The sequence below is a fragment of the Vibrio sp. La 4.2.2 genome (assembly GCF_027586995.1).
In the GTDB taxonomy this organism is placed as follows: Bacteria; Pseudomonadota; Gammaproteobacteria; order Enterobacterales; family Vibrionaceae; genus Vibrio; species Vibrio mediterranei.
Genome location: NZ_JAPPTJ010000002.1, coordinates 593459 through 617890, shown reverse-complemented (window position 1 = coordinate 617890; position 24432 = coordinate 593459). Strand labels below are relative to the sequence as shown.

Here is a 24432-nt window from a genome sequence, read left to right as displayed (position 1 = left end):
GTGTTTAGGACTCAGTTTTAAATTGATTGGTATCGCGTTATTACTCTTTCGCAAGGTGTTATATAAGAGAGGCAATTTTGACAAATAACATTAGATATTTAGTTACCCAATATTGTGAAGCACAACGTGCGCATAGAGGTGTTTTAGGTTTTGTGTCACAAGATACTGAAACTCCCAGAGAAGATGAGCAAGCTCTGATCTCTAAGGTTGATTCTTGCGAGCATTGTACTTTTCATAGTGCGCTCTTTGACCCCAAAACTGTTCAAGAAATACGTAAGACATTCCCAAAGCCTAGCTGGGAGCGCTCAGTACAGAAACTTTTAGCTAAGATTGGCTTTGGTATGAATTTGTGCGTTTTAATGCTTATAACGGTACTACTCTACATTACACAACCCCAAGCTTTAACTGGTGAAAATTTTGAAGCTTATGTTTTGGCAACGTCAGTGGGTTTTCTTTGTCTTTCTACAGTTTTCGATGAGTATGCGACGAAAAAGGCTAAACTGTCTAATTTGTTTGCCTTTGCTTTAGCTGTAGTGTTCTATCTCAATAAAATTACATAATAATCTGTTTATGCTCCGAGAGGAAAGTATGGACATATTCAGCTTTAAGTGACTTTGAGAAAAAATTATTGTGGTTATAACAGGTAAAATGATGCTGAAGGTGGTTTATTGGGGATAACACTGTTTCAAACTGGCTAACTAAGTAAAAACTTCAAGACATATAATTATCACTTTGGAGTTGTTACCAATACGCGTCATCTGTTGATTGATTAATATGTACCTCTCTAGCTCCCTATAGTTTACTATTAATTGGCTGAGAACTGCTCAGCCTGAGTTCGTTGTAATAATTGATAGCTAACTTAAGGATAAGTACTATGGCATTTTCTGGTGAACCTTTAACCCGTTGGTCTGGCTCTAGAAATATGAATCTTGAGGAAGACTTTTATTTCATAGATAATCAAGGAACAAAATGGAATGCCCCTAAAGGGAGTTGCTTAAACGGAGCAACAATCCCGAGGGCCTTATGGACAGCTATAGGCTCTCCATACTCAGGAACCTATAGAAAATCGTCAATAGTCCATGATGTCGCTGTCGGTGAATTATGTAATCCTGACGTATCAAATGAAGACAGAAAAAAAGCTGATCGTATGTTCTATGAGGCTTGCCGTCACGAAGGATGTAGCCGACGGTTTGCCGCCATCTTATACATTGGTGTTCGGTTTGGGTCTTGGTCCGCGCAATTAAGCTCTGTTTTTAAATCAGCTAATTTGTCTTCACAAGAAATTTATAGAAATAACCCTGAAAATGAATATGTTTCTCAAAAATTTTGGGAAATAGTTGATTCTGCAGAAAGCTATCTTGAAACAGAAGATTTAGATCAATTAGATATGCTTGTCGAAACAAAGCTGGATTAGAGTAACTAACAGGCTGTTCAAGTAGATTCGATATGCGTGACATATAGGCTTTATTGTAGGTTCTATAGATTCTAGGGAAGTCCGAAACTTTTGTAGTGTATGTCGACTTCTGAACAGGACGTTAGCCGAATAAAGGAAAACCCAACATGAGAGTCGTCCCAGAACTCTATTGTCAAAGCATCAAGGACAACATCACGTTCTTTGTCGACGTGCTTGGCTTTGCTATCAAGTACCAACGAGAAGAAGAGGAGTTTGTTTACTTAACGCGTGAGGGAGTTGACTTGATGCTTGAGGGAGTTGACTTGATGCTTGAGGGAGTTGACTTGATGCTTGAGGGAGTTGACTTGATGCTTGAGGGAGTAGGTGGCGACTCCCGAAAATGGTTAACTGGCAACTTAGAATATCCCTTTGGACGAGGTGTTAACTTCCAATGGGATGTAAGTGATATCAACGCGTTATACTCAACAGTGCAGTCAAAAGCACCCAGTTCGATCTTTCTTCCCATGGAAAGCAAATCTTATTCAGTTGACGGTAAAACGGTCACACAAGCTCAGTTTATTGTCGAAAGTCCTGATGGCTACCTATTCCGATTCTGCGAAGATGAACGTCAATGACAAATGCTGAGTACATTATTTAGAGACTTGCCCTCCAAGCCACTTTTCAGTTAGCAAACATCCATTTAAGTGAGCCAGTCACTCGAAAAAATCACAGTCTATTTCATTAAATTAGGAGTAGTTCAATGTCTTATACACAAGCAAGTTGCCTTTGCGGCGCGGTGACAATCAAAGCCGAAAATGTTAATCCCAAGTTTACTGTGTGCCATTGCCAATCCTGCAGGAAGTGGGGCGGTGCTCCATATTTTGCGGTGAAGTGTGGCACTCAAGTGAAGATTGAAGGTGGTGATAAAGTTAAAATGTATCAATCATCGTCTTGGGCCTCTCGTGGTTTTTGCACAGAATGTGGCACTCATCTTTTCTACAAATTTAAAGCAACCGGTGATTACAATATGTCATTAGGTCTGTTTCCTAACGTAGAAGGATTGGAAATGGATATGCAGTATTTTAGTGATATGCGCCCTGGGTATTATTGCTTTGCGAATGAGACCAAGGAAATGACCACTGAGGAGATCATGGCGTATTTTGCTGACGAGGTTTAGAGCACTATTGAGCGAACGCTACAATGGCGTGTCTCACTTGTTATCGTTAGTGCTTATGGCATAGGTGTATAGGAACAACAATGGTTAGATGGCCGTGTATTTTCAAACTAGAGGGCGACCCGGAGCTTATGTATTTTGGCTCTGAGTCAGCGTTAGCGAGTGAATTAGAGTCTTTGATTTGGAGTAGTTCTGATCGCTTGATCGATAGTGATGGTCACAGCTTCACAATTTGCCAAGCGAGCGGACGTTATACATTCGAACTGAGCGACTCTGTTTTGTCGTTATCTGAAATTACTCAACTTATTCAAGAGCACGAGTTTTCAAAGGCTAAAGTGTGTTTGACAAAAATACAGTTTGCGTCTGTGGAGCAGGCTATTCAATCGCTGTCGTTTGAGAAGTAAATGGAGCAGAGGATTCGAGTTGATAGTGACATGGGAGTTTTTAACGTTGCTACGGTCTAGAGATTCAGATTGAAAGGAGTTTGACGGTGAAAGTTGCATTGGTTACTGGTGGTTCAAAAGGAATTGGTTTGCACGTGGTTTTGAGACTTGTAAACCAAGGATATAAAGTTGTTACCTGTTCTCGCTCAAAAGAGGCTTGGAGTAGCGCGCTTGCTGAGTATCCAGAGTTAAGTAGTGTAGATTATCACTCGGTAGATATTTCTGACGAACAACAATTAAATCAACTGTTCAATTATATCTCTAACAAGTACGGTAAGCTTGACGTTGCGGTAAATAACGCTTCTCCAGCACTGGTCTCGCGCGGGCAGCTGTCTGAGGTTGATACACCGCTACTTAAAGAAACGCTTCAGGTGGACTTTTTCAGTCAAGCTCTATGCCTACGTGCTGAACTGCAACTAATGAAGACTGGTGCTTCGATTGTAAACGTCAGCTCCATCAACGGTCTTAGACCTACTCCGAATGCATCTATGTACAGCGCTTCAAAACATGCTTTAGAAGGGTTAACCCGATCCGTAGCGCTGGAGAACATTGGTGCTGGTATTCGAATTAACGCTGTTGCGCCTGGTGTTACGTGGACGCCTCGCTGGGAAGAGAGACAAATAGAGTCTCCTAATGTGCGTGCTGATGTTTCTGAGGTAGTGCCTATCAAACGATTTGGGAACATTGACGAGATAGTGAATGCGATAGAGTTTTTACTGTCAGATAAAGCCAGTTATGTTGTTGGCCATACGCTGGTGGTCGATGGTGGGCTTTCGTTGACCTAGGCAGTGGATGAGTTTTAGCTGGATCTGTTGTGGTTGCCGTTGATTTAACCAGACATGGCTTTAACCACCAAAATTAGCTCAACTGTTTATTTATACAGTATTGTTGTGTATTCTCCGTTTAATATGAAAGGAGTAGTACACAATGACATTACAATACGAGCAGACAGTCCCAAGTCCGAAAGAGTTTTGTGAAATGCGCGTGACCGCAGGGTTATCACCTAAATCATTAGAAGCGGCAACGATAGCACTGCCAAACAGTTTGTATGGTATTTCTGTAAGAGATGGGGCAAAACTGATTGCAATGGGTCGCGTGGTAGGCGATGGAGCATGTAACTTTGAAGTGGTAGACGTGGCGGTGGATCCTAGTTATCAGGGGCAAGGTTTAGGACGAAAAGTGATGGAATACATTGATGACTACCTAGCCAACGTTGCTATGGATGGCTCGTATGTTTCCATGATTGCTGACGAGCCTGCATTCTATGAAAAGTTAGGGTATAGGTTGGTTTCGCCATCTAGCCAAGGCATGACCAAGAAATTTAAGCCAAGAGCATAGCCGTAAAACATGTGGGTAGCTTCTATTCGTTGATGTATAAGCGTTGATGCTTGTCATCATGACTCGACTCAAGATGTTCTGGTTTGCATTTCAATGGCGAAATTGCCGATATTAACAATAAGATATGTCGAGAGTGAGTGGTTATATGGAAGCACCAAAAGAAGAACTTCTAGCCTTGTTAGTTAAAGAGTGTGAACTATACGCGTCGATTCCTGCCAGTGAGCATCAGCAAAAGCGCGATAAAAAGTGTTTTATCAATGGAATCATGACGGCCTGCCGTGTGGTAGGTATCAGTTATCAGGAATTGAATTCGATTATTGAGTCAATGCCAAAGCAGCCGAAGTTCAAGGATTTAGACGAGGAGTTGTCGACTCCTACTTATGTTCGAAATAACGTAGATATTAAGTTGTAGAGGTTGCTGTCAGTTCCTCTTGTACTCAACCTCTTAGAGTAGGAAAGCTTATGGAAAGTACAGGGAAGTTAGTCTTCTTTTGCGGAAAAATGGGCGCAGGTAAGACAACACAATCCAAGCTAATTGCGGCCAAGCAAAGGGCGGTACTCATTTCTGAGGATGAGTGGTTAGCCGCACACTATCCCAATCAAATCCAATCGTTTGAGGACTACATCAAGTTCTCTACTCTTATTAAACCTTTTATTAAGTCACATGTTCAGAGCTTATTAACGGTAGGCGTTGATGTGGTAATGGACTTTCCTGCCAATACAGTTAGACAGCGTTCGTGGTTTTCATCTCTATGTTCTGAAGTGCAATGTGCTCATGAACTTTGCTATCTCGATGTGCCGGATGAGGTTTGTTTGGTTCAAATCGGCAAGCGTCGGGTTGAGCAGCCAGAAAGGGCACATTTTGACACTGAGGATGTGTTTCATCATGTGACGCAGTACTTTGAAGAACCGACGGACGATGAAGGTTTGAACATAGTGAAGATATAAGACCCGTTTGGTAACTTGATTGGCTTGCGTGGACCGAGCCGTTAACCCTTCTAAATCCGACCCATCCGTTTAACACCTATCTATTTTTAAAACCAAATATTCTGGAGTACTAATGGCAAACCCAAGACTATTAAAGTCTCAAATCACCAACATTGTTTGTGGTGAAAACGTCACGATTATCGAACCTGCGAATGTTTATGGCTGTGAGTTAAAAGATGAAGTTTTTGTTGGCCCATTTGTTGAGATACAAAAGAACTCAGTTGTCGGTGCTCGAACTAAAATCCAATCGCACAGCTTTATTTGTGAATATGTGACTATCGGTGAGGATTGCTTTGTAGGCCACGGGGTTATGTTTGCCAATGACCTTTTTAAGAGCGGTCAACCCGCTCCAAACCCAGAGAGTTGGGGACGTACTGTTATTGCCGACAACGTGACGATAGGGTCAAACGCTACGATTCTGTCGGTCAATATCTGTGAAGGGGTTGTTATCGGTGCCGGAAGTGTCGTGACAAAGGACATTACGGAGAAAGGTATTTACGCAGGGAATCCGGCTAAAAAACTACGAAGCTTGCCTTAAGTTAGAAAAGTAATTATAAACAAGATGTTAACGCCATTTTCTATAATATTTTGTTTGACTGAGTAAGTTGGTGAACGACATAGCATAGAGTGGCAAGTGGTATTGGAAACTCCACACCAACCATGCAGTAAAACAAAGGAATGACCATGGACGTTACTATTGGCAAGAGTCTTGAACTGATCTCAATGGGTCAGGCTATACGCTATCAAGTATTTACGCTTGAACAAAATATCCCAACAGAGTTGGACTTGGATGGGTTGGATAATGACTCATTTCACGCTCTAGTCTGGGATGGCGATAAGCCTGTAGCGACCGCTCGTTTAACGGTGAATCAAGACTGTTCGTCGACCATGGCGCGAGTGGCGGTTTCCGAGGAATATCGTGGTGATGGCGTTGCATCAAAAATAGTCCGGGCCCTAATAAAACATGCCAGCAATATCGGAGTGAGATGTATCGATATCCACGCCCACGCTTATTTAAGAAAGTACTACGAGAACTTTGGATTTGAATATATCAGAGAAGTTGAGATTGTTGGTGAGCATCAGCTTATTGAAATGAAGTACGAAGTGGAACCTGCTGTTTAGTTGTGCATTTTACATAGCAGAACGTAGATGGATTAGATTAATAAAATGAGTGCTGACGCGGCCTCTTTGTTAAGCACCGAAGACGATTTCAAGGAGTAGACACTGTGAAGTTTGCATTATTACAGTTCCCAATTAGTGCTCAATCAACCAAAAACCATGAACAAATCAAGCGTGCTATCTTCGAAGCCAAGCGCGATGGTGCAGATGTGTTAGTTACTCAAGAATGCGCCTTGTCTGGTTATCCACCTATTGAAATTGGTGCTGTTGCCGATATTGATTTTGAACTTCAAGACGCTGCGTTTAATCAGATTGTAGACTTGGTTAAACACACGCAGATCACTGTTTTCTTGGGGCTTATTCGCAAGTTTGGAGATAAAGCGGCGAACTCGGTTGCGATCATCAAACCCTCAGGTGAGGTGTATTGCTATGACAAAAGAGCCCTGTGGGGTTGGGATGCGGAGAATTTTGACGTAGGGAATGACTTTAATGGTGTTGTCGATATTCAGGGTATTAAGGTTGGTGTTCGAATCTGTTATGAAATTCGATTCCCTGAGTTCTTTAGAGAACTCTATAAAGAACAGGTCGATGTTGCTATCGTGAGCTTATGTGATGTTCAACAAGAGTTTGATGCCAATCGTTATTCGATTATTAAATCGCACCTTGTGACTCGGGCGATTGAAAATGTGTTTTCAGTGATATCGGTTAACTCGACAACCTTTGAGCAAACCGCTCCGACGGCAGTTATCGATAAACAGGGTAATCTTGTTGTTGAAGCAGAGCGAAACAAGAAATCTATCACCTATTTCGACTATGAAAAGACGGAGCATGGTTTTGGTGCCAAAGGCTGTGTCACATACTCAAATAAGCTATTAGGTTTATAACTAAAAATACAACAATAACTATTGTCAGGGTGAATAAATGAGTGAGATTGCTCGTTTTATAATTGGAGAAAGTCCAGATAAATTTGGTCGTTATATTGATGAGCTCTTGGCGTATAACCACTTTTGGTTGGAGCATGACCATAAGTATATTCAGGTGTTTTTCCCAATCGACGAGGGAACCAAGTTTAATCAGCATGCTCCTTTAGTAACGCAGAAAGATAGAGACGTGTTTGCCAATTCAGAAGCGCTTCGAGTTGCTCATTTGAAGATACTTGATGTCATGTTGGATTTTTGGGGAATGCAGAGAAATGGATTTGAAATCACCTCTGTCTTACCGCTGAGTGGGAAGAATCACGTTTGGTTAAAAAGTCACGATCATAATCAATTGAGACTGACACGAGCAATTCGTAGTTTGTATTTGCTGGGCAATGAACAGGTTGCAATAAACCTATCTGAGTTTCTCGTTACTGCAGCTAGAGAAGACGGCACTGTGTCGGATAAAACGATCCAATATTGGCGTAATGCCTTGGAGGACTAGGACAACTAATGAGCCAGTACAGTACGGAGAAGATGAAGGCGTTCTGTTGTAATTGCAAGGCGTTAACACAGCATAAATACACCTCGTTTGGAACAGAGGGTAAACACCCAAAGAACGAAGCTACGGGCTTTTTCTCTGGGCTATTTGCAGCGATATTAACGTCGTTGATGGATGGAGAGGCGACAGGGGATTATAAATGCCAGAACTGTGGAACCTACCTGCATACTCCTGATCATTTAGATTGATTTTCTTATATAGCGCTTCGGCGTTAATAGAGTCTATAACGAAGATTTACCCCCAAATTGGAGCCCTTATGCACTTCACAATCAGAAAAGCACGAGCAAGTGATGCACTCGCAATCAGTCAGTTAATTATCCCTCTAACCAACAAATACGTCTGCCCTGACTGTGATGAATCTGTACACAATGTGTTGCTAGGCTCTATGTCTCCAGAACGCATTGAAGGGTATATGGCAAGCAATTATTCCTACGTTGTCGCTGTATCGGAAAGTAATGAGGTTATCGGCGTTGGTGGCGTTCGTGATAATACGCACTTGTACCACTTGTTTGTTCATGATGAATATCAAGGGAAAGGTTTGTCGCGCCAACTTTGGGAGAGCGTGAAAGGGTTTGCGTTACGAAACGGAAATAAAGGCCGGTTTACCGTTAATTCTGCGCTTAGTGCAGAGAACGTTTATCTGAAGTTTGGCTTTAAACGTATAGACGGAGTAAGACGTGAGAAAGGTATGGTTGATATCCCGATGGTATTAGATGTTACTGAAAATGATTAGGCCAAGTTGGAGTTTATTAAGGAGTAATGCCCGTGGAATCAGACAGAATAAAACTCGTTCCTCCTTCATTGGAGTACCAGCCTCAAATGTTGGCGGCAATCCAAGCGAGTAAATCGGAGCTTGGAGAATATCTTCCTTGGGTACCATATGCTTTGACCCAAGAAGAATCGGTGGAGACCACCAAACAAGCGATGGCAGATTTTGAAAACTTCGAAAATGAACTGCGCTTTTCAATCATTGATAAAGAGACCGATACGTTAGTAGGCGCCGTGGGACTGATCATTCGTGATAAGGCGGTGCCATTTTTCGAAATTGGTTATTGGCTGAATACATCAAGCGTAGGCTGCGGTTATGTAACTGAGGCGGTAAAGCTTGTTGAGCAGTATGCCTTTGAATCATTAGAGGCGAACCGGGTGATTATCAGAGCTGCTGAAACGAACGCAAAAAGTCGTTCAGTTGCTGAGCGTTGCAGCTATCACTTAGAGGGTATTGCGCTCAATGAACGGCGATTGCCAAACGGTGAGCTATGTAACACGGTGATTTACTCAAAAATCAGTTTATAGAAAGCGATGGTTGTTTAGGAGCAGGGTTATATGGATATAGCAATACTAACGTTTGATGGATTTAACGAACTGGACTCTTTTATTGCCTCGGCAATTTTGAATCGTATGAAACCGCACGGGTGGAATGTTCAGATAACGTGTCCGACGGATGTGGTGACATCAATGAATGGTGTAGAGGTGGTAGCGCAGCAGCCGTTAGAGTTTGCAAATCAAGCCGATGCCGTGTTGTTTGGCAGCGGTATGTTGACGCGACAAATTGCGACGGACCGAACCATTCTGTCACGACTTTCTCTTGACCCTAACAGGCAAATCATTGGCGCACAGTGTTCCGGTACGTTGCTTCTGGCAGCGTTGGATTTACTGAATGGAGTATCCGCTTGTACCGACCTCACCACGAAACCTTGGGTCCAAGATCTAGGAATCGAGGTGCTGGAACAACCTCTAAATGCACAAGGTAATGTGGCTACATCCGGTGGTTGTATGTCTTCGCAGTACTTAGCGGCTTGGGTAATAGGTAAACTTGCTGACATAGAGCATGCGAAGGCCGCGATACATTACGTCGCCCCTGTAGGTGAGAAAGAAAAATCGGTCGAGCATTGCTTATCAGTGGTTGGGGCATATTTATAGCAAAACGACTTTACAACCAACGTCATTCATTGTTAGTTCCTACGTAGACACAAGACGACCTTTCCATACATATCACGCTCTTTATGGGTGTTATTCTTAATGGATAAAAATATTATCGGCCAGCACCGATAAAGCATATTCATGTAGGCAGTGTTTGATGGGCAAATCTAAACGAACCATTCCTTTATTTCTGACATTCTCATTGATTGTTGTGTTTCTTACTATATTCGCGGGAGCGAGTTTGATGGGAGAGAATCATAGAATCAATGAAGTACTCAGCGAGCGCTTTAAGAGGTTTAAAACCGAAGATTTTTCTGCGCCTTGCTTTCCTATTGCCGTTGATTCGCATTTGGTGAATATCGACGAGCCTGGGACTTGTAACAACCAAAACTTTTTACTCTACATTAGTTTGTTGAAGCGTTTCGATTTAATGGATGGCAGCGCGTATACGCTCAAGATTAAGCGCAATAATTTTTGGATACCGTTTCTGTTTTCAGATGAAGTTGGCGTGAGCATTAGGTTGCAAAAAGAAGACGAGAATAACTGGTTCTCTTTTGATTGGTTGCCATTTGTCGAAAAGCCAGAAGAACACTACATCGATGGCTTGTTTGTGATGGGGCGTGATCATTGGAAATGGACAATCAACGACGTAATGATAAACGATGCGAAACTGCAACAGATATTCACGGAGTACGAGCAAACGGTCGACTTTAATAAATACGTCGAAAAAGTTGGCTCTCGCTATGAATTCAAAAATGGTGTGGTGGATAGCGAAAGTGCCAGCGATTTTGATAAGCGGTTACTGAGATTCAATCTTCAAAAAGTCACGGAGTTTTTGAAGTAATCGACTCAGCTGTCTAGAAGCGAAGGTATTATGTCTGCTATGGTTGTTGGCATAAAGAACTAGCACCTTGCAAAGATAAAGGAATCAATAACATGGAACTCGTTACTCCTTCGTTAGAACGGATGCAAGCCTTTGCGGTTTTCTATCAAGATTTTGAGCTCCACGATGTGGACAATGCGGAGTATTACCGCGAAGGCGTCAGTGATTTTCCGAAATATGTTCAGCGTTTAATCGATGAAGAAAAGGGCGTCAATTTACGCCAAGGCTATGTGCCTTGCAGTCATTTTTGGTTGCTAGATTCTGAACAGAGAATTCTAGGTGCGATTCGTGTCCGTCATCATATTAATAATGAATTTCTGTCATCAGAAGGTGGTCATATTGGTTACGACATTGCCCCTTCATATCGAGGGGCAGGCTATGGAAAGCATATGCTCAAACTTGTTTTACCTAAAGCGAATGCCTTAGGCATAGAACGAGCCTTGGTGACCGCAGATGAAGATAACGTCGCTTCAAGACGCGTTATTGAATCCAATGGCGGTGAGTTAGAAAATATCGTCATGGGGGAGGTGTTTCCTAACCCAATTGCGAGATATTGGGTTGAATGCATTCAAGGTTAGTTTAATTATCGCCATTGCTATCAGGAGGATGAAATGTCAGAGCATTACGCACAGATAAGTTGGCAGCGAAAACAGGACGAAGTATTTAGTGATAATAACTATAGCCGTGGTCATGTATGGGAATTTGATGGCGGTTTGACGGTCCCTGCATCACCTTCACCTCATGTGGTGCCGTTGCCTCTCTCTATAGAAGAAAACATTGATCCAGAGGAAGCCTATATTGCTGCTTTATCAAGCTGCCATATGCTGGTTTTCTTATCGATTGCTGCAAAACGAAAATATGTTATCGACAGCTACATCGATAAAGCTGTTGGAATACTTGCAGAGAATGAAGTGGGAAGAATGGCAGTCACCAAAGTCATTTTGCGCCCGGATGTGGTGTTCTCTGGAGAGCGCGTACCTACCCGAGAACAGCTTGAAAAAATGCACCATTTGTCGCATGAAAACTGCTTTATCGCCAATTCTGTAAAGACTGAAATTATGACCGAAATTAGTTAAGGATTGGTGTCGTCCGATCGAGTTCTGACAATACCCGACAAAACCACTATACAATTCATTGAATAGCTATCGTATGTTAGATCAAGTTTAACAAGGACAAGGCTATTCAGTGATGAAGATCTCTATTGTTCAAACCGATGTGGTCTATAAAGACAAACATCAGAATCTACTTCAAGTCGCTCAACTTCTCTCAGAAACTCGAGAGGTTGGGGATGTCATTTTGCTGCCTGAATTGTTTTCTACTGGCTATATTTTCGACTCGCCTCAGGATATCCATGAGTTGTGTGAGGAGTATCAACACAGTCCCACCATTGAAACGTTACAGCAACTGGCTGCGACTTATCAATCAGTCATCGTTGCTGGCATTGCAGAGCATCATGAAGGGCGTTTCTACAATAGCGTTGCCGTTATAGATAGAACTGGCCTACAGCACCGCTATAGAAAAATCAGCCAAACCAATATCGACAAGCAGTACTTCTCTCGCGGTGATTCATTGCTGACGTTTGAATACCAAGGTTATGTTTTCGGAGTCGCGATTTGTTTTGACTTGTGGTTTCCGGAAATTACTCGCGAATACGCAATATCTAATGTCGATATTTTGTTGCATCCAGCAAACTTTGGTGGCGAACAGAGCCTACTTCTCTCTCGTACCAAAGCGATTGAAAACCACTGTTATGTAGCGACATGTAATCGAGTCGGTACAGATAAAACCCAGAATATCGTTGGCGAATATTGTGGTAATAGCCAAGTGATATCGCCCAGTGGTGAAATTTTGGCGCAGCTGAAATCAGTAGCTGCTGTTGAAACTATCGAACTGAGTAAGATCGAGACCAAGAAAGTGATTGGTGTGGATCTGATAAGTGAGATAGGGCAGATAGAAAAGAAGCTTAAGTAAAGTCTGTTCTTTAATGAGATAACAAACAAAAGGTAAGTGGTCTATGAATTGGTTTCTAAGTGTATTAAAACGGCCTGTTGATTTTAAAGGTCGCGCCAGGCGGAAAGAGTATTGGTATTTCTTTTTATACAGTTTGATATTAACGATCGTTTTGTCAGTGATAGATAATGCACTTGGCTGGTACAACTCTGCCGAAGAAGTCGGGATTTTGAGCGGGGTGTTCACGCTGTTGATTTTGTTACCGAGCTTAGCTGTCACCGCACGTCGTTTACACGATACCGGTCGCTCCGGCTGGTGGATGTTGCTGTATATCATTCCAATAATCGGTTTTTTAATACTACTGTACTTCTTGGTGTTGGACAGCAAACCAGAGTCCAATCAGTATGGTAGTAACCCGAAGGCATACGAGATTAATGGATAATCGTTTTTGCTCAGATCTGGAGTTCAGATCTGAGCTGGTCTTGTTTAATTAGCGCCACATACAAGGAAGCTGAAATATGAATACTAAGACGCAACAGGTTTTAGAACGATTGGAGCGATTAGGCAATGACAACGATCGTCTGCAGTCAGAGCGAGCGAAAAAGTACCTCAACATTACAAAAGATACCGGTGAGTTTCTCTCAGTGCTGGTTAAAGCCACGAATGCTCAGCGTATCTTAGAAATTGGCACCTCAAATGGATACTCAACGATTTGGTTAGCCGCATCAATCCCGAACACCGGAATGGTGCATACCATTGAAGTAAACCCTCTCAAGATAGAAGAGGCCCGTGACAACTTCGAACAAGCTCAAGTTTTGCAGAATATTACCCAATGGTCAGGCGATGTTTGTGAGGTTCTAAAGCAGACACCGGAACAGGTCGATTTCATTTTTCTCGATGCAGACAGAAGCGATTATTTGTCCATTGCTGAGCCTCTGTTCTCACGCCTAAAACCAGGTGGATTGCTTGTGTGTGACAATGCCATATCTCATACTTCAGAGCTAGAAGGGTTTGTCGCTTGGGTAAAGAGCCAGAGTAACTTAACTACGTCGTTGGTTCCTGTTGGGAAGGGGGAGTTGCTGGTCTTGAAAAGATAGAATCGTCATAAAATCATAAGGTTGTTTTGAAAAAATTGCTCAAGGTCATTCAGTTTCATAAGTGCTTGGTTTAGTATTTGTTTCCCAAAAACATAACAATATGAGAATGAATGTGAAAATAATAAAATTACTGCTGTCATTAGGTGTCTTTGCGTTATTAACGGGATGTGCGACTAGGCTGGAAGCCACGGTTGCTCCGGGACAGTCATTAAGTGAGTTGGGGAATGTATATGTCCAGCATTTCTCGCCAGACAAAAGACACTTGAATTATGTAATTGCCGATAAGTTAACTTTGTTGGGTTATCCTGCTACACCACTTAATAGCGATAACATCCCTGATGATGCGGACATTGTAATTACATATGTTGATAACTGGCAGTGGGACATTACAAACTACATGATAAAAATAAAGATTGATTTTAGAAAAGCAGCAAGTAGGCAACTATTGATTACGGGTGAATCTTACCGTACGTCATTAGCTAGAAAAGATCCTGATCTGATGATTCAGGAGGCACTAGAGAAAATTCTTCAAGAAGCAGGGCTTAGGTACAATCATATAGCCATGAATTGAGCTTTGATTTGGAGAGCTTGATATATCAATAAGGGTTCGGAACATGGGTTTTGAACCTTTTTTGTTTTCTAGGTATTAAAAATCTAAATGTTGAAATTAACTATGTTTAAGCTCTACTTACCATGATATTTTCATTCCATCCGAGTTCCTTTTTAGAAACTGAAACATGAACATAGCGTTAAGAACCATCACGGGTGACAACTTCTACGCAATTTGTCAGCTTGAAGTCGCCCCTCATCAAACTTCACATATTGATAGCAATGCTATCTCTCTAGCGGAAGCAAATTTTATGGCGTCTCCGTGGTATAGAGCTATCTATGCCAAAGAACAACCCATTGGCTTTATTCTGGTTAACGTCGACTCACAATCCAATAGACTTTCACTGTGGCGATTTATGTTAGATAAAAACTATCAAAAGCAAGGCTTCGGTAGACAAGCTATCACTTTGCTTTATCAGGAGTTGAGACAAGAGTTTGGAACAATAGATTTGTTTACGAGTGTCGTTCGTGATGAAAAAGGGCCTAGGCACTTTTACCTAAGCTGTGGTTTTGTCGAGACTGGCACCTTAGTGGAAGGGCGAGAGATTGAGTTGGTGTTTTCTTTGGATTCGAACTTCACTAATGCTGATTAGTGAAGTGTGTTCGCACGGAGGAAGTGATTATCAATTCATGTTTTCTGGCTCACAAGCTTCGCGACATTATGAGTGGTTAATCTACTTCAAAGAAAGGCTTAACGTGGTTCACGAGGAATGCCGTGTTAATAGCAAAATATCTTTAATAGGAACGATCAAAGCATGCAATTAGAGAAAGTAACGAATAACAATTTAAATGCGGTATTGGCGTTGCAATTGGATGAAGCACAACGCGATTTCGTCTCAGAAAATGTTGTCTCAATGGCTCAAGCTGCGGTGAATCCGGATTATCAACCGAGAGTTGCTATGGTTGATGGTGAAGTCATAGGATTTGTCATGTATAGCGAATGGAAGAATGCGCCATGGGCAACGGGTGACAAACTTGGTGAGTACTATATTTTTCGTGTGATGACGGATAAGTCGTATCAAGGAAAGGGGTATGGCCGGTTGATGATGGAGGCACTTATCAAAGAAATTGAAGAACTTAAACCTAAAGCGATACACATAGGCTACTGTGATGAGAATAAGGTAGCCCAACAATTCTATCAAAAACTTGGGTTTAAAGAATACGGACGATTCGATTGGGGAGATATAGCAGCAAGCATCGTTTACTGATCGTGATGGTTAAAGTTGCATCTGATTTTTGATAGGTAATATGTATTAATTGTTGACAATTAAGTGGTGAAAACTTAGTTATCACTTTTACGCACAAAGATGCGATTGATTATCATTTGCGTGCGGGTATCATTTCTCTTATAGACGAAAGAGGAATGATACTTATGAACGGCGCATCCATATACGTAGATGCTAATGCGGCACAAAAAGCATCATCATTTGCCAAAATAAAACGTAAGTTACTGATGTTAGGCCCAGCGTTTATTGCAGCGATTGGCTACATCGACCCAGGTAACTTCGCAACAAATATTGAATCAGGATCTTCATTTGGTTACCAACTACTTTGGGTAGTGCTTTGGGCGAACTTAATGGCGATGTTGATTCAGTACTTGTCTGCCAAGCTAGGTATTGTTACAGGTAAAAACTTAGCCGAACATTTACGTGATCATCTACCGAATAAGTGGGCGGTTGGATTTTACTGGACTCAAGCAGAGATCATTGCCATTGCCACTGATCTAGCCGAGTTTATCGGCGCCGCAGTCGGTTTCCAATTAGTATTTGGCATAAGCTTAATGGAAGGGCTCTGATAACCGCCGTTGTGACAGTTATGATCCTAATGCTGCATCAAAAAGGACAAAAACCTTTAGAAGTAGTGATAGGGTCTTTACTCATGCTTGTTGCGGTTATTTATATTGCCGAACTCTTCTTCGCTCACCCAGCAGGTGGTGAGATGATGACAGGCTTGCTTACACCTAGCTTTACTGATTCTCGTCAAATCTATCTTGCCGCAGGGATTCTGGGGGCGACGGTGATGCCTCATGTTATCTACCTTCATTCTGCTTTGTTTAAGAACAGCTTTGGGGAAAGTACTGAGACTCGCCTTCGCAGTACTCGATTTGATGTGTTGATCGCGATGGTTATTGCAGGATTCGTCAATATCGCCATTGTGGCGATGGCAGCAGCGGTCTTTCATTACTCTGGCAACCAACACGTTGCTGAAATTGAAACGGCTTATATGACACTAACACCATTAGTCGGTAAAGCAGCGTCGGTTTTATTTGGTGTGTCACTAATTGCTTCGGGTTTATCTTCTACTGTCGTTGGTACTATGGCGGGTCAAGTCGTGATGCAAGGGTTTGTTCGCTTTTCTATTCCGATGTGGTTACGTCGCTTTATTACTATGGCGCCATCGTTTGTCGTTATAGGTATGGGGATGAACACTACTGATATCCTAGTGATGAGCCAAGTTGTATTGAGCTTTGGGATCGCTCTCGCCATTATCCCATTGCTTATTTTTACCAACAGTAAACGTTTAATGGGAGAGTTCAGAAATAACAAATGGGTTTCTTATGCGGGTATGGTGATTGTAAGTTTAGTGCTCGCTTTGAACGCCTACTTGATGTTCACATTAATCGTCTAAGTGTGATTATTTCTCAATATAACGGAAGCCGAGCGGCTTCCGTTTTTTTGCTTTTAGACTATTCGCTTTTCAAAGCGTCTTTTCTTTATCTTATAAAAACTTGAAACCCTTAAACACACAATTGTTAGAAGTTCGACAAGATCTTGATTTACTGATTGAATATCTAACTCCAATTATCGATTATGCTTAGTACACGTCATTCAATTGATTATCACCTTGCTTTACAACCTATCAAGGAGAAAACGTTGGAAAAAGTCTTGATTAGTTCATGCTTGCTAGGTAACAAGGTTCGTTACAATGCGAGTGGGTTATCTATTTCTGAGCAAGATTTAGTTTGGCTCAAGCTGAATGTCGAATTAATAGTTATGTGTCCCGAAGTCTCGGCAGGTCTTCCTACGCCGAGACCGCCAGCAGAAATTGTTTTAGGACAAGGTGCCGATGTTATTGATCGCAAAGCTTCTGTTGTTGGGGATGACGGTCATGAGGTGACCGCTGAATTTTTGCACGGTGCAGAGCTTGCACTTAAGAAGTGTCGTGAACAGGGTATTCGTTACGCCATACTAGCAGAGGGTAGTCCGTCATGTGGCAGCGTACAGATTTATGATGGCACATTCACAGGCGTAAAAACTCCCGGGCAAGGAGTGACTGCCGCCATGTTAATTAGGGAAGGCATCAAGGTGTATAGTCAACATACTCTCTCCAATCTCAAACATGAGTTGGAAACGTTGGAGTTGCATGAGCGGATGGAAGTTCATGGATAAAGACATCATAAGTACAGCACTGGATAATATACGAGCTAAATCGAAGGGTAAGCCATCCACGAATACTAGCCGCATTACGATCAACTTTCATCCTGATAGATACACGCCTGAAGGGCAGCCTCTTTTGCTCGCCATCGCCAAAGATGGTGAGCTGAAATCCCAGTTTGAAACCAATACGAGTAACGGCGGCTTGACGGCTTTTGAAGGTGGCGACCGTTGGTTATGGGAACAACGGGTATTTGATGGTGCTTATGACCGTGCACCTATGAATTTGAGGCCGAAGTACGGCGCGGTTAACTTCCGAAACTATGCGAACGGAGCGTCACCTAGGTTTGGGTCGGCGTATTTTGAGTTAAAACCGCATGTGCTCGAACGAGCGACGTATTGTTACCCAGACAGTTTTTTTGAACCAGAAGATTTTGCTGTTTCAGAAACGCTGAATAACCTGATCAATATCGCAACGTCTTCTTCTGGAGACTTACTTGATGACTACATTGAAGCACACATTCACGGGACAGTATCGTTAAAAGATGACGTTGAGTGCTTAGTCTTAGATCCTGTTTTCCAAGCCACTATGATTGAACAATATGCGCTTGAATTGGGTATTCCCATCCAGTGGCATAACGGCTATCAACTGTCTATTGAAACAATGAATCAATACCCCGATTATCGAGGTGTGCAGTTTATCGAATTAGCGAGAGAACTAGCGCGAGATGGAATGATCGATGCAAAGTTACTTGGTTTGGCGGTAACGGAGCAGCACTTTGACGAGCAAGATATTAAGAAAATCTGGCACTACTTAGCGAGGTTTGGATATCGAGCTTAAGCCATAAAGGCGATCAAAATGTGATTGGCTATTGTTGAGAGCACGCTATGAAGATTGTAAAAGTTGATAGCTCAAATATGCAGATATACGCAAATTTATATCAGGGTTATGCGGCCGAATTTTCAAGAATCATTGATGACAAACCAGATGCTAGTGGACTGTTCGAAATCTATCCAAAAATCGAGGGCAAGGTATCAGGCTATTTACTTTATTTGGATGGAGTACTCGCGGCATTAGCTGCGATTGAAGAAAAAACACCAAAATGTTATGAAATCTGTGATTTCTATGTACTTCCTTGTTTTCGTAAGAATAAAGTCGGTAAGCAGTTTATTACTCAATTATTTATGCAACTCCAAGGTACGTGGGAAATCAAACAAGTCGCCGGAGCTGATCACGCAGTGAGTTTCTGGCGTGATGTCGTTGGTGAGTACACCTCACAAAACTATGTGGAAGATAAGTATCAAGACCACAAGTGGGGTTTGGTTACAAGGCAGTGTTTTGGCCACGTGTAAATTAACCGGGGAATAACAGGGTGATTCGATGACGCGATTAAAGTTTAATGTGTTTGGTCAAATCATGTCAGTGACACGAGAGCACGATACTTGGGTTTTGTATCGAGAATCACAAGTGGGTATTAGGGCAAAGATCTATGATGTCGTGATACCTTCTGACTTAAAGGAAGAGGATTTAGTCACCTATTTAGATGATATTTACCATGAGATGGCCAGCGTTAGATTTCCAAGAGTGTTGAAGCTGTGAACAATAAAAAGTGGGTGATGGAGTATGACTACAAACAGAGCGTTGATTCTAACATTTTGAGAATCAACGCTTATTTTTTATGAGTTCAAGATTGAATCGGCAAGATTAACGGCATTGTCGAGACGTTCTTTGTCGTCAAGTCGTCCTAGGCTGGCTGGAGCAAGTACGTTGGTATAGAGAGCAACCTGCTTGCTAAAGGGCAGTTCTAGTTGCTCATACAAATCTTGACGGATTTGTGCATGTTGTTCCGGGGCATGATCAGCAAGACGAATTAAAGTATCGTAAATAAGAGTTTTAGTAGTATCCATGGTTCATTATTTTGTGTGTAGCTTCGGGGGACCCCAAGTTTAGCCTTTTTTGTAGCAGAATCTCTGTGATGTAGATCGATGTTGTAATTGAAATGTAAAAATATGTGCTTGGTTGCGCACCAGAGTGGGGACGCTTTTCCTTCCATTAAGTTGTATAGTTCGAAGAGCCATAGATTGGTGTTGCTGGTTTGCGCATTATTAGAGCAGTCGAGATTCGCTATGCCATGACTTTTCTTGAGCGCTGGTACGGTATTGACTACAATAAGCCACTTCTTAAATACATTAGGTCATAATCATGAGCGACAACAACGCAAAGCCAGCTTTACCAGATCATCTTTCAGGTAACCCACGCAGCCCACACCACGTAGCTGAGTGTTTTGAGCACCAGATTGGTATTCGCCTAAACGGTAAAGAGCGTACTGATGTTGAAGAATACTGCATCAGCGAAGGTTGGGTAAAAATCCCTTCACCAAAGGCACTGGATCGTCGCGGTCAACCTATACTAATCAAATTAAAAGGCACTGTGGAAGCGTACTACGTTTAATTCGTTAACCACGGTTGCTTGTTCAGCACATAGAGGTATCGCCCGATGTCTTTATGTGTTGATATTCCACTTTCCACTCCACATCACTTTCTGCATTATTCCTTGTCTACTTTGACAGTTCCTTACGATCACTCAGATTAAGATATGTTAATTTATCTTATCTACATTACGTTAAATTGAAATGTTCTAATGAGATCTCAAGGAAGGTTAGGTCATGGAGCTCTATAGCGACTATCAGACGCGCCCATTTCTCTGCCGCCATTGTAATCAACTAACGCCACATTTGTTGATCTATAGCCCCAACTCAGAGTTAAAACTTCAGCGAAAAGCTGCCAGTGATTCGACACGTAACACGTTGTTTGGGTTACTTATCAGTCTGTTTTCGAGTCGCGAAATCGAAATAGTCGACTATCCTGATGATGAGCAACTGTATCGATGCGACCGATGCGGTAAGGCTGAAGTACATAAAAGATAAGGACTCGTTATTCCCCTATGAACACCGTCATTTCAGAAGCCATAGCGCTTCGCAAAGCCGGAAAGCATCAAGACTCTCGTCAACTCCTCGAAACTTTACTTGTTGATCCACTGTACGCTGCTTCTGCACATTTACAGATTGCATGGTCATACGATAATGAAGGCAAAGAAAAATCCGCGATTCCACATTATAAATCGGCATTACTTGGTAAGTTAGCGAATCAAGAGCGTTTTGACACATTGTTTGGCTTAGCTTGTACCTACAGAAGCTTAGGAGAATATGTTGAGGCGTTGCATTACTTTGAACAGACCATGTCTGAATACCCAAAAGCAGAAGAAGTCCAGCCATTTTATGCAATGTGCTTGTACAACTTAGGACGGCACAAAGAGGCCGTGCAGTTGTTATTGAATCTCTTATTGTCGACAACCAATAGCGAAGCTATAAAGGAATATAAACGAGCAATCTCTTTGTATTCAGATGATCTCGACAGAACTTGGTAAAAACAAGCGTAATAGATTGAAAGCCTAAATCGAAGCTGTGAAAAGGAATATGATATTCATTCCAAATTTAACGAGCGTCATTTACCATTCTATTATTAGTAAATGGCGTTTGTTTAGTATATTTGTTAGCCTGAAAATATAAACTATCATATTATTCGTAAATAACTTAACATTATTTCGGTATTTATATAAATATTGGTTTGCTTTATATTCATTTGGCGAATAATACTATTTAAATTGTCAAGTAATGTAGTGCAACGAAAGTAATCTTTCCCCATAACCACAAATTTCCCTTCGACATTTATTGAGTGAATAACGCTAGTGCGTACTATTCATCCCACATCCCCTGCGTAGAGATTTGTTCTGCAAATCTCAATTAATAATAGTGATAAATATCACAATAAATGGATTGAAAGATGAAAAAGACTATCTTGGCTATTTTTGTAGGTTCGGTTATTTCCCTCTCTGGTTGCAACAGTTCGAGTTCAGATTCGACAGAAACACTACCTTCAACAGACGTAAGCAATTTTGTTAACGTATTAGATAGAGTAGGTAATCCGGATCGAATGAAAGACCGTGATGCGCAAAGTAACTTAAGTTATAACGCATTTACAGACTTAGGCGCATGGCATGGTCATTTATTACCAAGCGATGATTCTGCGATAGGTTCTGCTGGTGGTATTATGATTGTTGACCAGGAGTACTCTAGTTATATCGCTAATGAAAACTTTGACAAACTTACTCTAATTGACGCAGATAACAATCAAGAAATAAGTTTACTATCTGCGGAGGTTAAGGCTTTTTCTACACCAGATGCGTTACATCAAGTTATCGAAAATAATGAATTTAAGATAGAAATGACGACACGTTTTGGTACTAATCGTTCATCTATTATTGAAACCAAAATCAGCAACAAGTCAGATCAAGTGCGTAATCTTAAACTTGTTTGGACGGGTGGTTTCCTAAGAGACTTTAGTACGGTAGGGGATGATGTCGCCGCTAATACGGTTTATAAGGCGCTTACTGGCGAAAACGGTGGTGTTGAGCTGACGTTTAAAAAAGCAGCGTCTTGGTCGGGCTTAAAGAGTGAAGAGGGAGCTGAGTTTTTTGTGACTCGCTCTATCGGTAATGCAACTACTGCAGTGACCGACTATAACTATCGTTCTGAAGGTTCGGTCACTATTAACGCGAATGGCAATACTACTTTCTATAACGCGTACTCTTATGTACACAACCCAACAGAAGCTATTAGTGAAGCAAGTGCGGTGAGCACGTTGTTGCAGCAAGGCGCAACAGCAATGAGCACCGCTAAGGCTCGCTGGAATGACTATTTAAAGCATGGATTAGCTAACGACTCTGCGACTAAAGCCGAAAGTAATGTTGCAGTGAAAGCCATGATGACCCTTAACGGAAACTGGCGCTCACCGGCGGGTATTGTTCAACACGGTACTGTTACGCCATCGGTAACGGCTATCTGGTTCTCAGGTAACAATACCTGGCCTTGGGATACATGGAAACACGCGTATGCGATGGCTCATTTTAATCCAGATGTGGCGATGGAAAATATCCGTACTGTGTTCCAGTTTCAAGTCAAAAATGACGACCCAATCAGACCGCAAGACGCAGGCTATTTGTTGGATGTTGTTAACTACTCGCTACCACAAGATCGAATTGATTCTGGTTATTACGACGACAAATACGACATTCCTTCTGCGGCACAAAACGATGCGTCAATGAATTGGAATGAGCGTAATACAAAGCCTTCGTTAGCGGCTTGGGCTGTAATGGAAATCTACCATTCTCTTATCAACGAATTTGGCCGTGCTAATGATGCTCAAGCGTGGATTGATGAAATGTATCCAAAGTTGGTGGCGTATCATGATTGGTGGCTATCAAATCGCGACCACAACTCGAACGGTGTCCCAGAGTACGGTGCAGCTGTTGATCCTTCGCACAACACTGATGATGGGCATATGTACATTAAAGTGTGGACAGAGTTAGGTGACGATCTAAAAGCTCTGGTAGGCGCTGATAAGGTGAAAGAGATTGATAGCAATGGCACGTCGAAGCAGTATCAAGTTATCGGTGTGGACTCGTATAACTTGGTTCTGGATAACTACGAAGAGCTGGCTATTACTGGTTACAGCAATGGTTCACAAACAGCGACGTCATGGGAATCGGGTATGGATGATGCCGCTCGTTTTGGCTTTATCTATGATTTAGCGAAAACCAACTCTCGCGATTGGATCACAACAGTATCTGCAGCAACGGAATACGATCAGTTAGGTCGCTATGCTCAACAGCACTATAACTTCGATAACACGATTACGGGCTCGTCAGAAAACTGGGCCTACAGTGACGTTTCTGATGCAAACATGGCAAAACTGCGTGATGCACGCAAAGACTGGCAGGTGCGTTTTGGTGAGAACCACGATAGTGGCAGCAACCTAGTTGGCTTCTCTATGCTGCAAGAATCGGTAGACCAAGCCTCTTACATGTACAGTGACAACAAGTATTTATCTGAAATGGCTGGCTTAGTCTCTGATGGCGTTGAAGGGAAAGACCGTGGACAAGAATTTGTGGAGCATGCAGAGTTTATTAAAGACTACATCAACACTTGTATGTTTGATTCTGCTACCTCGTTCTACTACGACATTCGACTTGTTGACAAAGATGGTAAGAGTTTCTTAGATTCATCAGGAAATCCAGTACCTGGGGCTAATTTGAAGCGAGTGGATACGCCTTATCAAGGCAAAAATGTTTACTGTGCGGGTGTCGTACTAACTGAGCGCGGTCAGGCTCCAGACGGCTGGTCTCCATTGTTTAACGGTGCGGCGACTCAAGCGAACGCGGACAAAGTCATGGATGTCATGCTTGATGCGAGTAAGTTTGATAGTTCTACAGAATATCAAGGTGAAGGGGTGTCATTAGGGACGGCAAGTCGTGATAACCCAGCTTACGGAGCTGATATCTATTGGCGTGGGCGTGTATGGTTGGATCAATTCTATTTCGGCCTTCAAGCTCTTGAGAAGTATGGACGCCATAATGATGCGGTACGTATCGCTGAAGACCTGTTCCAAAACGGCGAAGGCTTTGGTAGCGACGGCGCAATTCGTGAAAACTACAACCCAGAAACAGGTGCGGTTCAAGGTGCCAGCAACTTCAGTTGGTCAGCAGCTCACACTTACATGATGTACCGTAACTTCTACGGAAAGTAGGTGAGTTAGCTCTGTAAG

At 42.2% G+C, this 24432-nt stretch carries 35 protein-coding genes and 1 pseudogene; 35 read left to right on the top strand and 1 reads right to left on the bottom strand.

The features are described from left to right. Positions 1–77 precede the first annotated feature (77 nt). From OH456_RS06030 to OH456_RS05880, 31 genes and pseudogenes are all read left to right on the top strand, one after another. Positions 78–560: a hypothetical protein gene (locus OH456_RS06030; protein ID WP_270033032.1), complete on the top strand. Its 483-nt coding sequence runs from the start codon at positions 78–80 to the stop codon at positions 558–560. Between the two features lie 314 nt (positions 561–874). Then, positions 875–1414, top strand: coding sequence for a DUF1353 domain-containing protein (locus OH456_RS06025; protein WP_270033031.1), 540 nt, complete (start codon positions 875–877; stop codon positions 1412–1414). Between the two features lie 146 nt (positions 1415–1560). Beyond that, positions 1561–2028 carry a VOC family protein gene (locus tag OH456_RS06020; RefSeq protein WP_270033030.1) on the top strand — a complete coding sequence of 156 codons (468 nt, stop codon included), beginning with the start codon at positions 1561–1563 and terminating at the stop codon, positions 2026–2028. A gap of 125 nt (positions 2029–2153) precedes the next feature. Continuing rightward, positions 2154–2570 (top strand): GFA family protein, encoded by a 417-nt coding sequence (locus tag OH456_RS06015; protein WP_270033029.1) that lies wholly within the window; start codon positions 2154–2156, stop codon positions 2568–2570. Between the two features lie 80 nt (positions 2571–2650). Beyond that, positions 2651–2971, top strand: coding sequence for a DUF4144 family protein (locus tag OH456_RS06010; protein WP_270033028.1), 321 nt, complete (start codon positions 2651–2653; stop codon positions 2969–2971). Between the two features lie 86 nt (positions 2972–3057). Continuing rightward, entirely contained in the window at positions 3058–3795 is a 738-nt protein-coding gene (locus OH456_RS06005) for an SDR family NAD(P)-dependent oxidoreductase (RefSeq protein ID WP_270033027.1), read from the top strand. A gap of 142 nt (positions 3796–3937) precedes the next feature. Beyond that, positions 3938–4348, top strand: coding sequence for a GNAT family N-acetyltransferase (locus OH456_RS06000; protein ID WP_006073496.1), 411 nt, complete (start codon positions 3938–3940; stop codon positions 4346–4348). A 145-nt stretch (positions 4349–4493) separates the two neighbouring features. Continuing rightward, positions 4494–4760, top strand: a complete 267-nt coding sequence (locus OH456_RS05995) for a hypothetical protein (RefSeq protein ID WP_236110317.1) — start codon at positions 4494–4496, stop codon at positions 4758–4760. A 50-nt stretch (positions 4761–4810) separates the two neighbouring features. Next, on the top strand, positions 4811–5296 hold the full coding sequence (locus tag OH456_RS05990; RefSeq protein ID WP_270033026.1) for an AAA family ATPase: 486 nt from the start codon (positions 4811–4813) through the stop codon (positions 5294–5296). A gap of 112 nt (positions 5297–5408) precedes the next feature. Further along, on the top strand, positions 5409–5873 hold the full coding sequence (locus OH456_RS05985) for an acyltransferase (RefSeq protein WP_270033025.1): 465 nt from the start codon (positions 5409–5411) through the stop codon (positions 5871–5873). A gap of 146 nt (positions 5874–6019) precedes the next feature. Next, positions 6020–6457 (top strand): GNAT family N-acetyltransferase, encoded by a 438-nt coding sequence (locus OH456_RS05980; RefSeq protein ID WP_270033024.1) that lies wholly within the window; start codon positions 6020–6022, stop codon positions 6455–6457. Positions 6458–6561: 104 nt separating this feature from the next. Continuing rightward, positions 6562–7338, top strand: coding sequence for a carbon-nitrogen hydrolase family protein (locus tag OH456_RS05975; RefSeq protein ID WP_270033023.1), 777 nt, complete (start codon positions 6562–6564; stop codon positions 7336–7338). A gap of 37 nt (positions 7339–7375) precedes the next feature. After that, the gene (locus OH456_RS05970; RefSeq protein WP_270033022.1) at positions 7376–7876 is read left to right on the top strand and encodes an opioid growth factor receptor-related protein; all 501 of its coding nucleotides are present in this window, start codon (positions 7376–7378) and stop codon (positions 7874–7876) included. Positions 7877–7884: 8 nt separating this feature from the next. After that, positions 7885–8121 carry a hypothetical protein gene (locus tag OH456_RS05965; RefSeq protein WP_124942006.1) on the top strand — a complete coding sequence of 79 codons (237 nt, stop codon included), beginning with the start codon at positions 7885–7887 and terminating at the stop codon, positions 8119–8121. A gap of 68 nt (positions 8122–8189) precedes the next feature. Further along, positions 8190–8666 (top strand): GNAT family N-acetyltransferase, encoded by a 477-nt coding sequence (locus OH456_RS05960; RefSeq protein WP_270033021.1) that lies wholly within the window; start codon positions 8190–8192, stop codon positions 8664–8666. A gap of 32 nt (positions 8667–8698) precedes the next feature. Continuing rightward, a complete protein-coding gene (locus OH456_RS05955) occupies positions 8699–9229 on the top strand; it encodes a GNAT family N-acetyltransferase (RefSeq protein WP_270033020.1) in 531 nt (176 codons plus the stop codon). A 30-nt stretch (positions 9230–9259) separates the two neighbouring features. Then, positions 9260–9856, top strand: coding sequence for a DJ-1/PfpI family protein (locus OH456_RS05950; RefSeq protein ID WP_270033019.1), 597 nt, complete (start codon positions 9260–9262; stop codon positions 9854–9856). A 157-nt stretch (positions 9857–10013) separates the two neighbouring features. Continuing rightward, positions 10014–10700, top strand: a complete 687-nt coding sequence (locus tag OH456_RS05945; protein ID WP_270033018.1) for a hypothetical protein — start codon at positions 10014–10016, stop codon at positions 10698–10700. A gap of 92 nt (positions 10701–10792) precedes the next feature. Then, positions 10793–11317: a GNAT family N-acetyltransferase gene (locus tag OH456_RS05940; protein ID WP_270033017.1), complete on the top strand. Its 525-nt coding sequence runs from the start codon at positions 10793–10795 to the stop codon at positions 11315–11317. 33 nt (positions 11318–11350) lie between these two features. Next, the gene (locus OH456_RS05935) at positions 11351–11815 is read left to right on the top strand and encodes an OsmC family protein (protein ID WP_270033016.1); all 465 of its coding nucleotides are present in this window, start codon (positions 11351–11353) and stop codon (positions 11813–11815) included. 112 nt (positions 11816–11927) lie between these two features. Next, positions 11928–12710, top strand: coding sequence for a carbon-nitrogen hydrolase family protein (locus tag OH456_RS05930; RefSeq protein ID WP_270033015.1), 783 nt, complete (start codon positions 11928–11930; stop codon positions 12708–12710). 43 nt (positions 12711–12753) lie between these two features. Next, positions 12754–13131, top strand: a complete 378-nt coding sequence (locus OH456_RS05925; protein ID WP_270033014.1) for a DUF805 domain-containing protein — start codon at positions 12754–12756, stop codon at positions 13129–13131. Positions 13132–13207: 76 nt separating this feature from the next. Then, positions 13208–13786, top strand: a complete 579-nt coding sequence (locus OH456_RS05920; RefSeq protein ID WP_270033013.1) for an O-methyltransferase — start codon at positions 13208–13210, stop codon at positions 13784–13786. Between the two features lie 61 nt (positions 13787–13847). Continuing rightward, entirely contained in the window at positions 13848–14357 is a 510-nt protein-coding gene (locus OH456_RS05915) for a hypothetical protein (protein WP_198558851.1), read from the top strand. 166 nt (positions 14358–14523) lie between these two features. Further along, on the top strand, positions 14524–14988 hold the full coding sequence (locus tag OH456_RS05910) for a GNAT family N-acetyltransferase (RefSeq protein ID WP_198558852.1): 465 nt from the start codon (positions 14524–14526) through the stop codon (positions 14986–14988). A gap of 162 nt (positions 14989–15150) precedes the next feature. After that, on the top strand, positions 15151–15603 hold the full coding sequence (locus OH456_RS05905) for a GNAT family N-acetyltransferase (protein WP_198558853.1): 453 nt from the start codon (positions 15151–15153) through the stop codon (positions 15601–15603). Positions 15604–15767: 164 nt separating this feature from the next. Next, positions 15768–17023, top strand: a pseudogene (locus OH456_RS05900) (Nramp family divalent metal transporter). Between the two features lie 245 nt (positions 17024–17268). Then, on the top strand, positions 17269–17784 hold the full coding sequence (locus OH456_RS05895) for a DUF523 domain-containing protein (protein ID WP_270033012.1): 516 nt from the start codon (positions 17269–17271) through the stop codon (positions 17782–17784). Then, positions 17777–18610: a DUF3626 domain-containing protein gene (locus OH456_RS05890; RefSeq protein ID WP_270033071.1), complete on the top strand. Its 834-nt coding sequence runs from the start codon at positions 17777–17779 to the stop codon at positions 18608–18610. The genes OH456_RS05895 and OH456_RS05890 overlap by 8 nt, the downstream gene beginning before the upstream one ends. 47 nt (positions 18611–18657) lie before the next feature. Further along, positions 18658–19122, top strand: coding sequence for a GNAT family N-acetyltransferase (locus tag OH456_RS05885; RefSeq protein WP_198558855.1), 465 nt, complete (start codon positions 18658–18660; stop codon positions 19120–19122). A gap of 28 nt (positions 19123–19150) precedes the next feature. Beyond that, positions 19151–19369, top strand: coding sequence for a DUF7661 family protein (locus OH456_RS05880; RefSeq protein ID WP_270033011.1), 219 nt, complete (start codon positions 19151–19153; stop codon positions 19367–19369). 77 nt (positions 19370–19446) lie between these two features. Here the strand turns inward: OH456_RS05880 and OH456_RS05875 are convergent, their stop codons facing one another. Beyond that, positions 19447–19677 (bottom strand): PAS factor family protein, encoded by a 231-nt coding sequence (locus tag OH456_RS05875; protein WP_063603473.1) that lies wholly within the window; start codon positions 19675–19677, stop codon positions 19447–19449. A 295-nt stretch (positions 19678–19972) separates the two neighbouring features. On the opposite strand from OH456_RS05875, the gene OH456_RS05870 reads away from it, so the two are divergent. The 4 genes from OH456_RS05870 (at position 19973) to ygjK (ending at position 24414) form a co-directional block, all read left to right on the top strand. Continuing rightward, the gene (locus OH456_RS05870; protein WP_006074773.1) at positions 19973–20221 is read left to right on the top strand and encodes a DUF3297 family protein; all 249 of its coding nucleotides are present in this window, start codon (positions 19973–19975) and stop codon (positions 20219–20221) included. Between the two features lie 214 nt (positions 20222–20435). Next, on the top strand, positions 20436–20696 hold the full coding sequence (locus tag OH456_RS05865) for a hypothetical protein (RefSeq protein WP_006074772.1): 261 nt from the start codon (positions 20436–20438) through the stop codon (positions 20694–20696). A gap of 17 nt (positions 20697–20713) precedes the next feature. Beyond that, positions 20714–21196 carry a tetratricopeptide repeat protein gene (locus OH456_RS05860; protein ID WP_038226657.1) on the top strand — a complete coding sequence of 161 codons (483 nt, stop codon included), beginning with the start codon at positions 20714–20716 and terminating at the stop codon, positions 21194–21196. A 416-nt stretch (positions 21197–21612) separates the two neighbouring features. Continuing rightward, positions 21613–24414, top strand: a complete 2802-nt coding sequence (gene ygjK, locus OH456_RS05855) for an alpha-glucosidase (protein ID WP_270033010.1) — start codon at positions 21613–21615, stop codon at positions 24412–24414. Positions 24415–24432 lie beyond the last annotated feature (18 nt).

Bases quoted from the DNA above. Each gene is read 5' to 3' on its own strand.
- OH456_RS05940 (WP_270033017.1), top strand. From the start codon at position 10,793: ATGGAACTCGTTACTCCTTCGTTAGAACGGATGCAAGCCTTTGCGGTT.
- OH456_RS05920 (WP_270033013.1), top strand. From the start codon at position 13,208: ATGAATACTAAGACGCAACAGGTTTTAGAACGATTGGAGCGATTAGGC.
- OH456_RS05930 (WP_270033015.1), top strand. From the start codon at position 11,928: ATGAAGATCTCTATTGTTCAAACCGATGTGGTCTATAAAGACAAACAT.
- OH456_RS05970 (WP_270033022.1), top strand. From the start codon at position 7,376: ATGAGTGAGATTGCTCGTTTTATAATTGGAGAAAGTCCAGATAAATTT.
- OH456_RS05950 (WP_270033019.1), top strand. From the start codon at position 9,260: ATGGATATAGCAATACTAACGTTTGATGGATTTAACGAACTGGACTCT.
- OH456_RS05945 (WP_270033018.1), top strand. From the start codon at position 10,014: ATGGGCAAATCTAAACGAACCATTCCTTTATTTCTGACATTCTCATTG.
- OH456_RS05925 (WP_270033014.1), top strand. From the start codon at position 12,754: ATGAATTGGTTTCTAAGTGTATTAAAACGGCCTGTTGATTTTAAAGGT.
- OH456_RS05865 (WP_006074772.1), top strand. From the start codon at position 20,436: ATGGAGCTCTATAGCGACTATCAGACGCGCCCATTTCTCTGCCGCCAT.
- OH456_RS05875 (WP_063603473.1), bottom strand. From the start codon at position 19,677: ATGGATACTACTAAAACTCTTATTTACGATACTTTAATTCGTCTTGCT.
- OH456_RS06025 (WP_270033031.1), top strand. From the start codon at position 875: ATGGCATTTTCTGGTGAACCTTTAACCCGTTGGTCTGGCTCTAGAAAT.
- OH456_RS05885 (WP_198558855.1), top strand. From the start codon at position 18,658: ATGAAGATTGTAAAAGTTGATAGCTCAAATATGCAGATATACGCAAAT.
- ygjK (WP_270033010.1), top strand. From the start codon at position 21,613: ATGAAAAAGACTATCTTGGCTATTTTTGTAGGTTCGGTTATTTCCCTC.
- OH456_RS05905 (WP_198558853.1), top strand. From the start codon at position 15,151: ATGCAATTAGAGAAAGTAACGAATAACAATTTAAATGCGGTATTGGCG.
- OH456_RS05980 (WP_270033024.1), top strand. From the start codon at position 6,020: ATGGACGTTACTATTGGCAAGAGTCTTGAACTGATCTCAATGGGTCAG.
- OH456_RS05990 (WP_270033026.1), top strand. From the start codon at position 4,811: ATGGAAAGTACAGGGAAGTTAGTCTTCTTTTGCGGAAAAATGGGCGCA.
- OH456_RS05910 (WP_198558852.1), top strand. From the start codon at position 14,524: ATGAACATAGCGTTAAGAACCATCACGGGTGACAACTTCTACGCAATT.
- OH456_RS05985 (WP_270033025.1), top strand. From the start codon at position 5,409: ATGGCAAACCCAAGACTATTAAAGTCTCAAATCACCAACATTGTTTGT.
- OH456_RS05860 (WP_038226657.1), top strand. From the start codon at position 20,714: ATGAACACCGTCATTTCAGAAGCCATAGCGCTTCGCAAAGCCGGAAAG.
- OH456_RS05880 (WP_270033011.1), top strand. From the start codon at position 19,151: ATGACGCGATTAAAGTTTAATGTGTTTGGTCAAATCATGTCAGTGACA.
- OH456_RS06000 (WP_006073496.1), top strand. From the start codon at position 3,938: ATGACATTACAATACGAGCAGACAGTCCCAAGTCCGAAAGAGTTTTGT.
- OH456_RS06020 (WP_270033030.1), top strand. From the start codon at position 1,561: ATGAGAGTCGTCCCAGAACTCTATTGTCAAAGCATCAAGGACAACATC.
- OH456_RS06010 (WP_270033028.1), top strand. From the start codon at position 2,651: ATGGTTAGATGGCCGTGTATTTTCAAACTAGAGGGCGACCCGGAGCTT.
- OH456_RS05890 (WP_270033071.1), top strand. From the start codon at position 17,777: ATGGATAAAGACATCATAAGTACAGCACTGGATAATATACGAGCTAAA.
- OH456_RS05960 (WP_270033021.1), top strand. From the start codon at position 8,190: ATGCACTTCACAATCAGAAAAGCACGAGCAAGTGATGCACTCGCAATC.
- OH456_RS05870 (WP_006074773.1), top strand. From the start codon at position 19,973: ATGAGCGACAACAACGCAAAGCCAGCTTTACCAGATCATCTTTCAGGT.
- OH456_RS06015 (WP_270033029.1), top strand. From the start codon at position 2,154: ATGTCTTATACACAAGCAAGTTGCCTTTGCGGCGCGGTGACAATCAAA.
- OH456_RS05965 (WP_124942006.1), top strand. From the start codon at position 7,885: ATGAGCCAGTACAGTACGGAGAAGATGAAGGCGTTCTGTTGTAATTGC.
- OH456_RS05995 (WP_236110317.1), top strand. From the start codon at position 4,494: ATGGAAGCACCAAAAGAAGAACTTCTAGCCTTGTTAGTTAAAGAGTGT.
- OH456_RS05935 (WP_270033016.1), top strand. From the start codon at position 11,351: ATGTCAGAGCATTACGCACAGATAAGTTGGCAGCGAAAACAGGACGAA.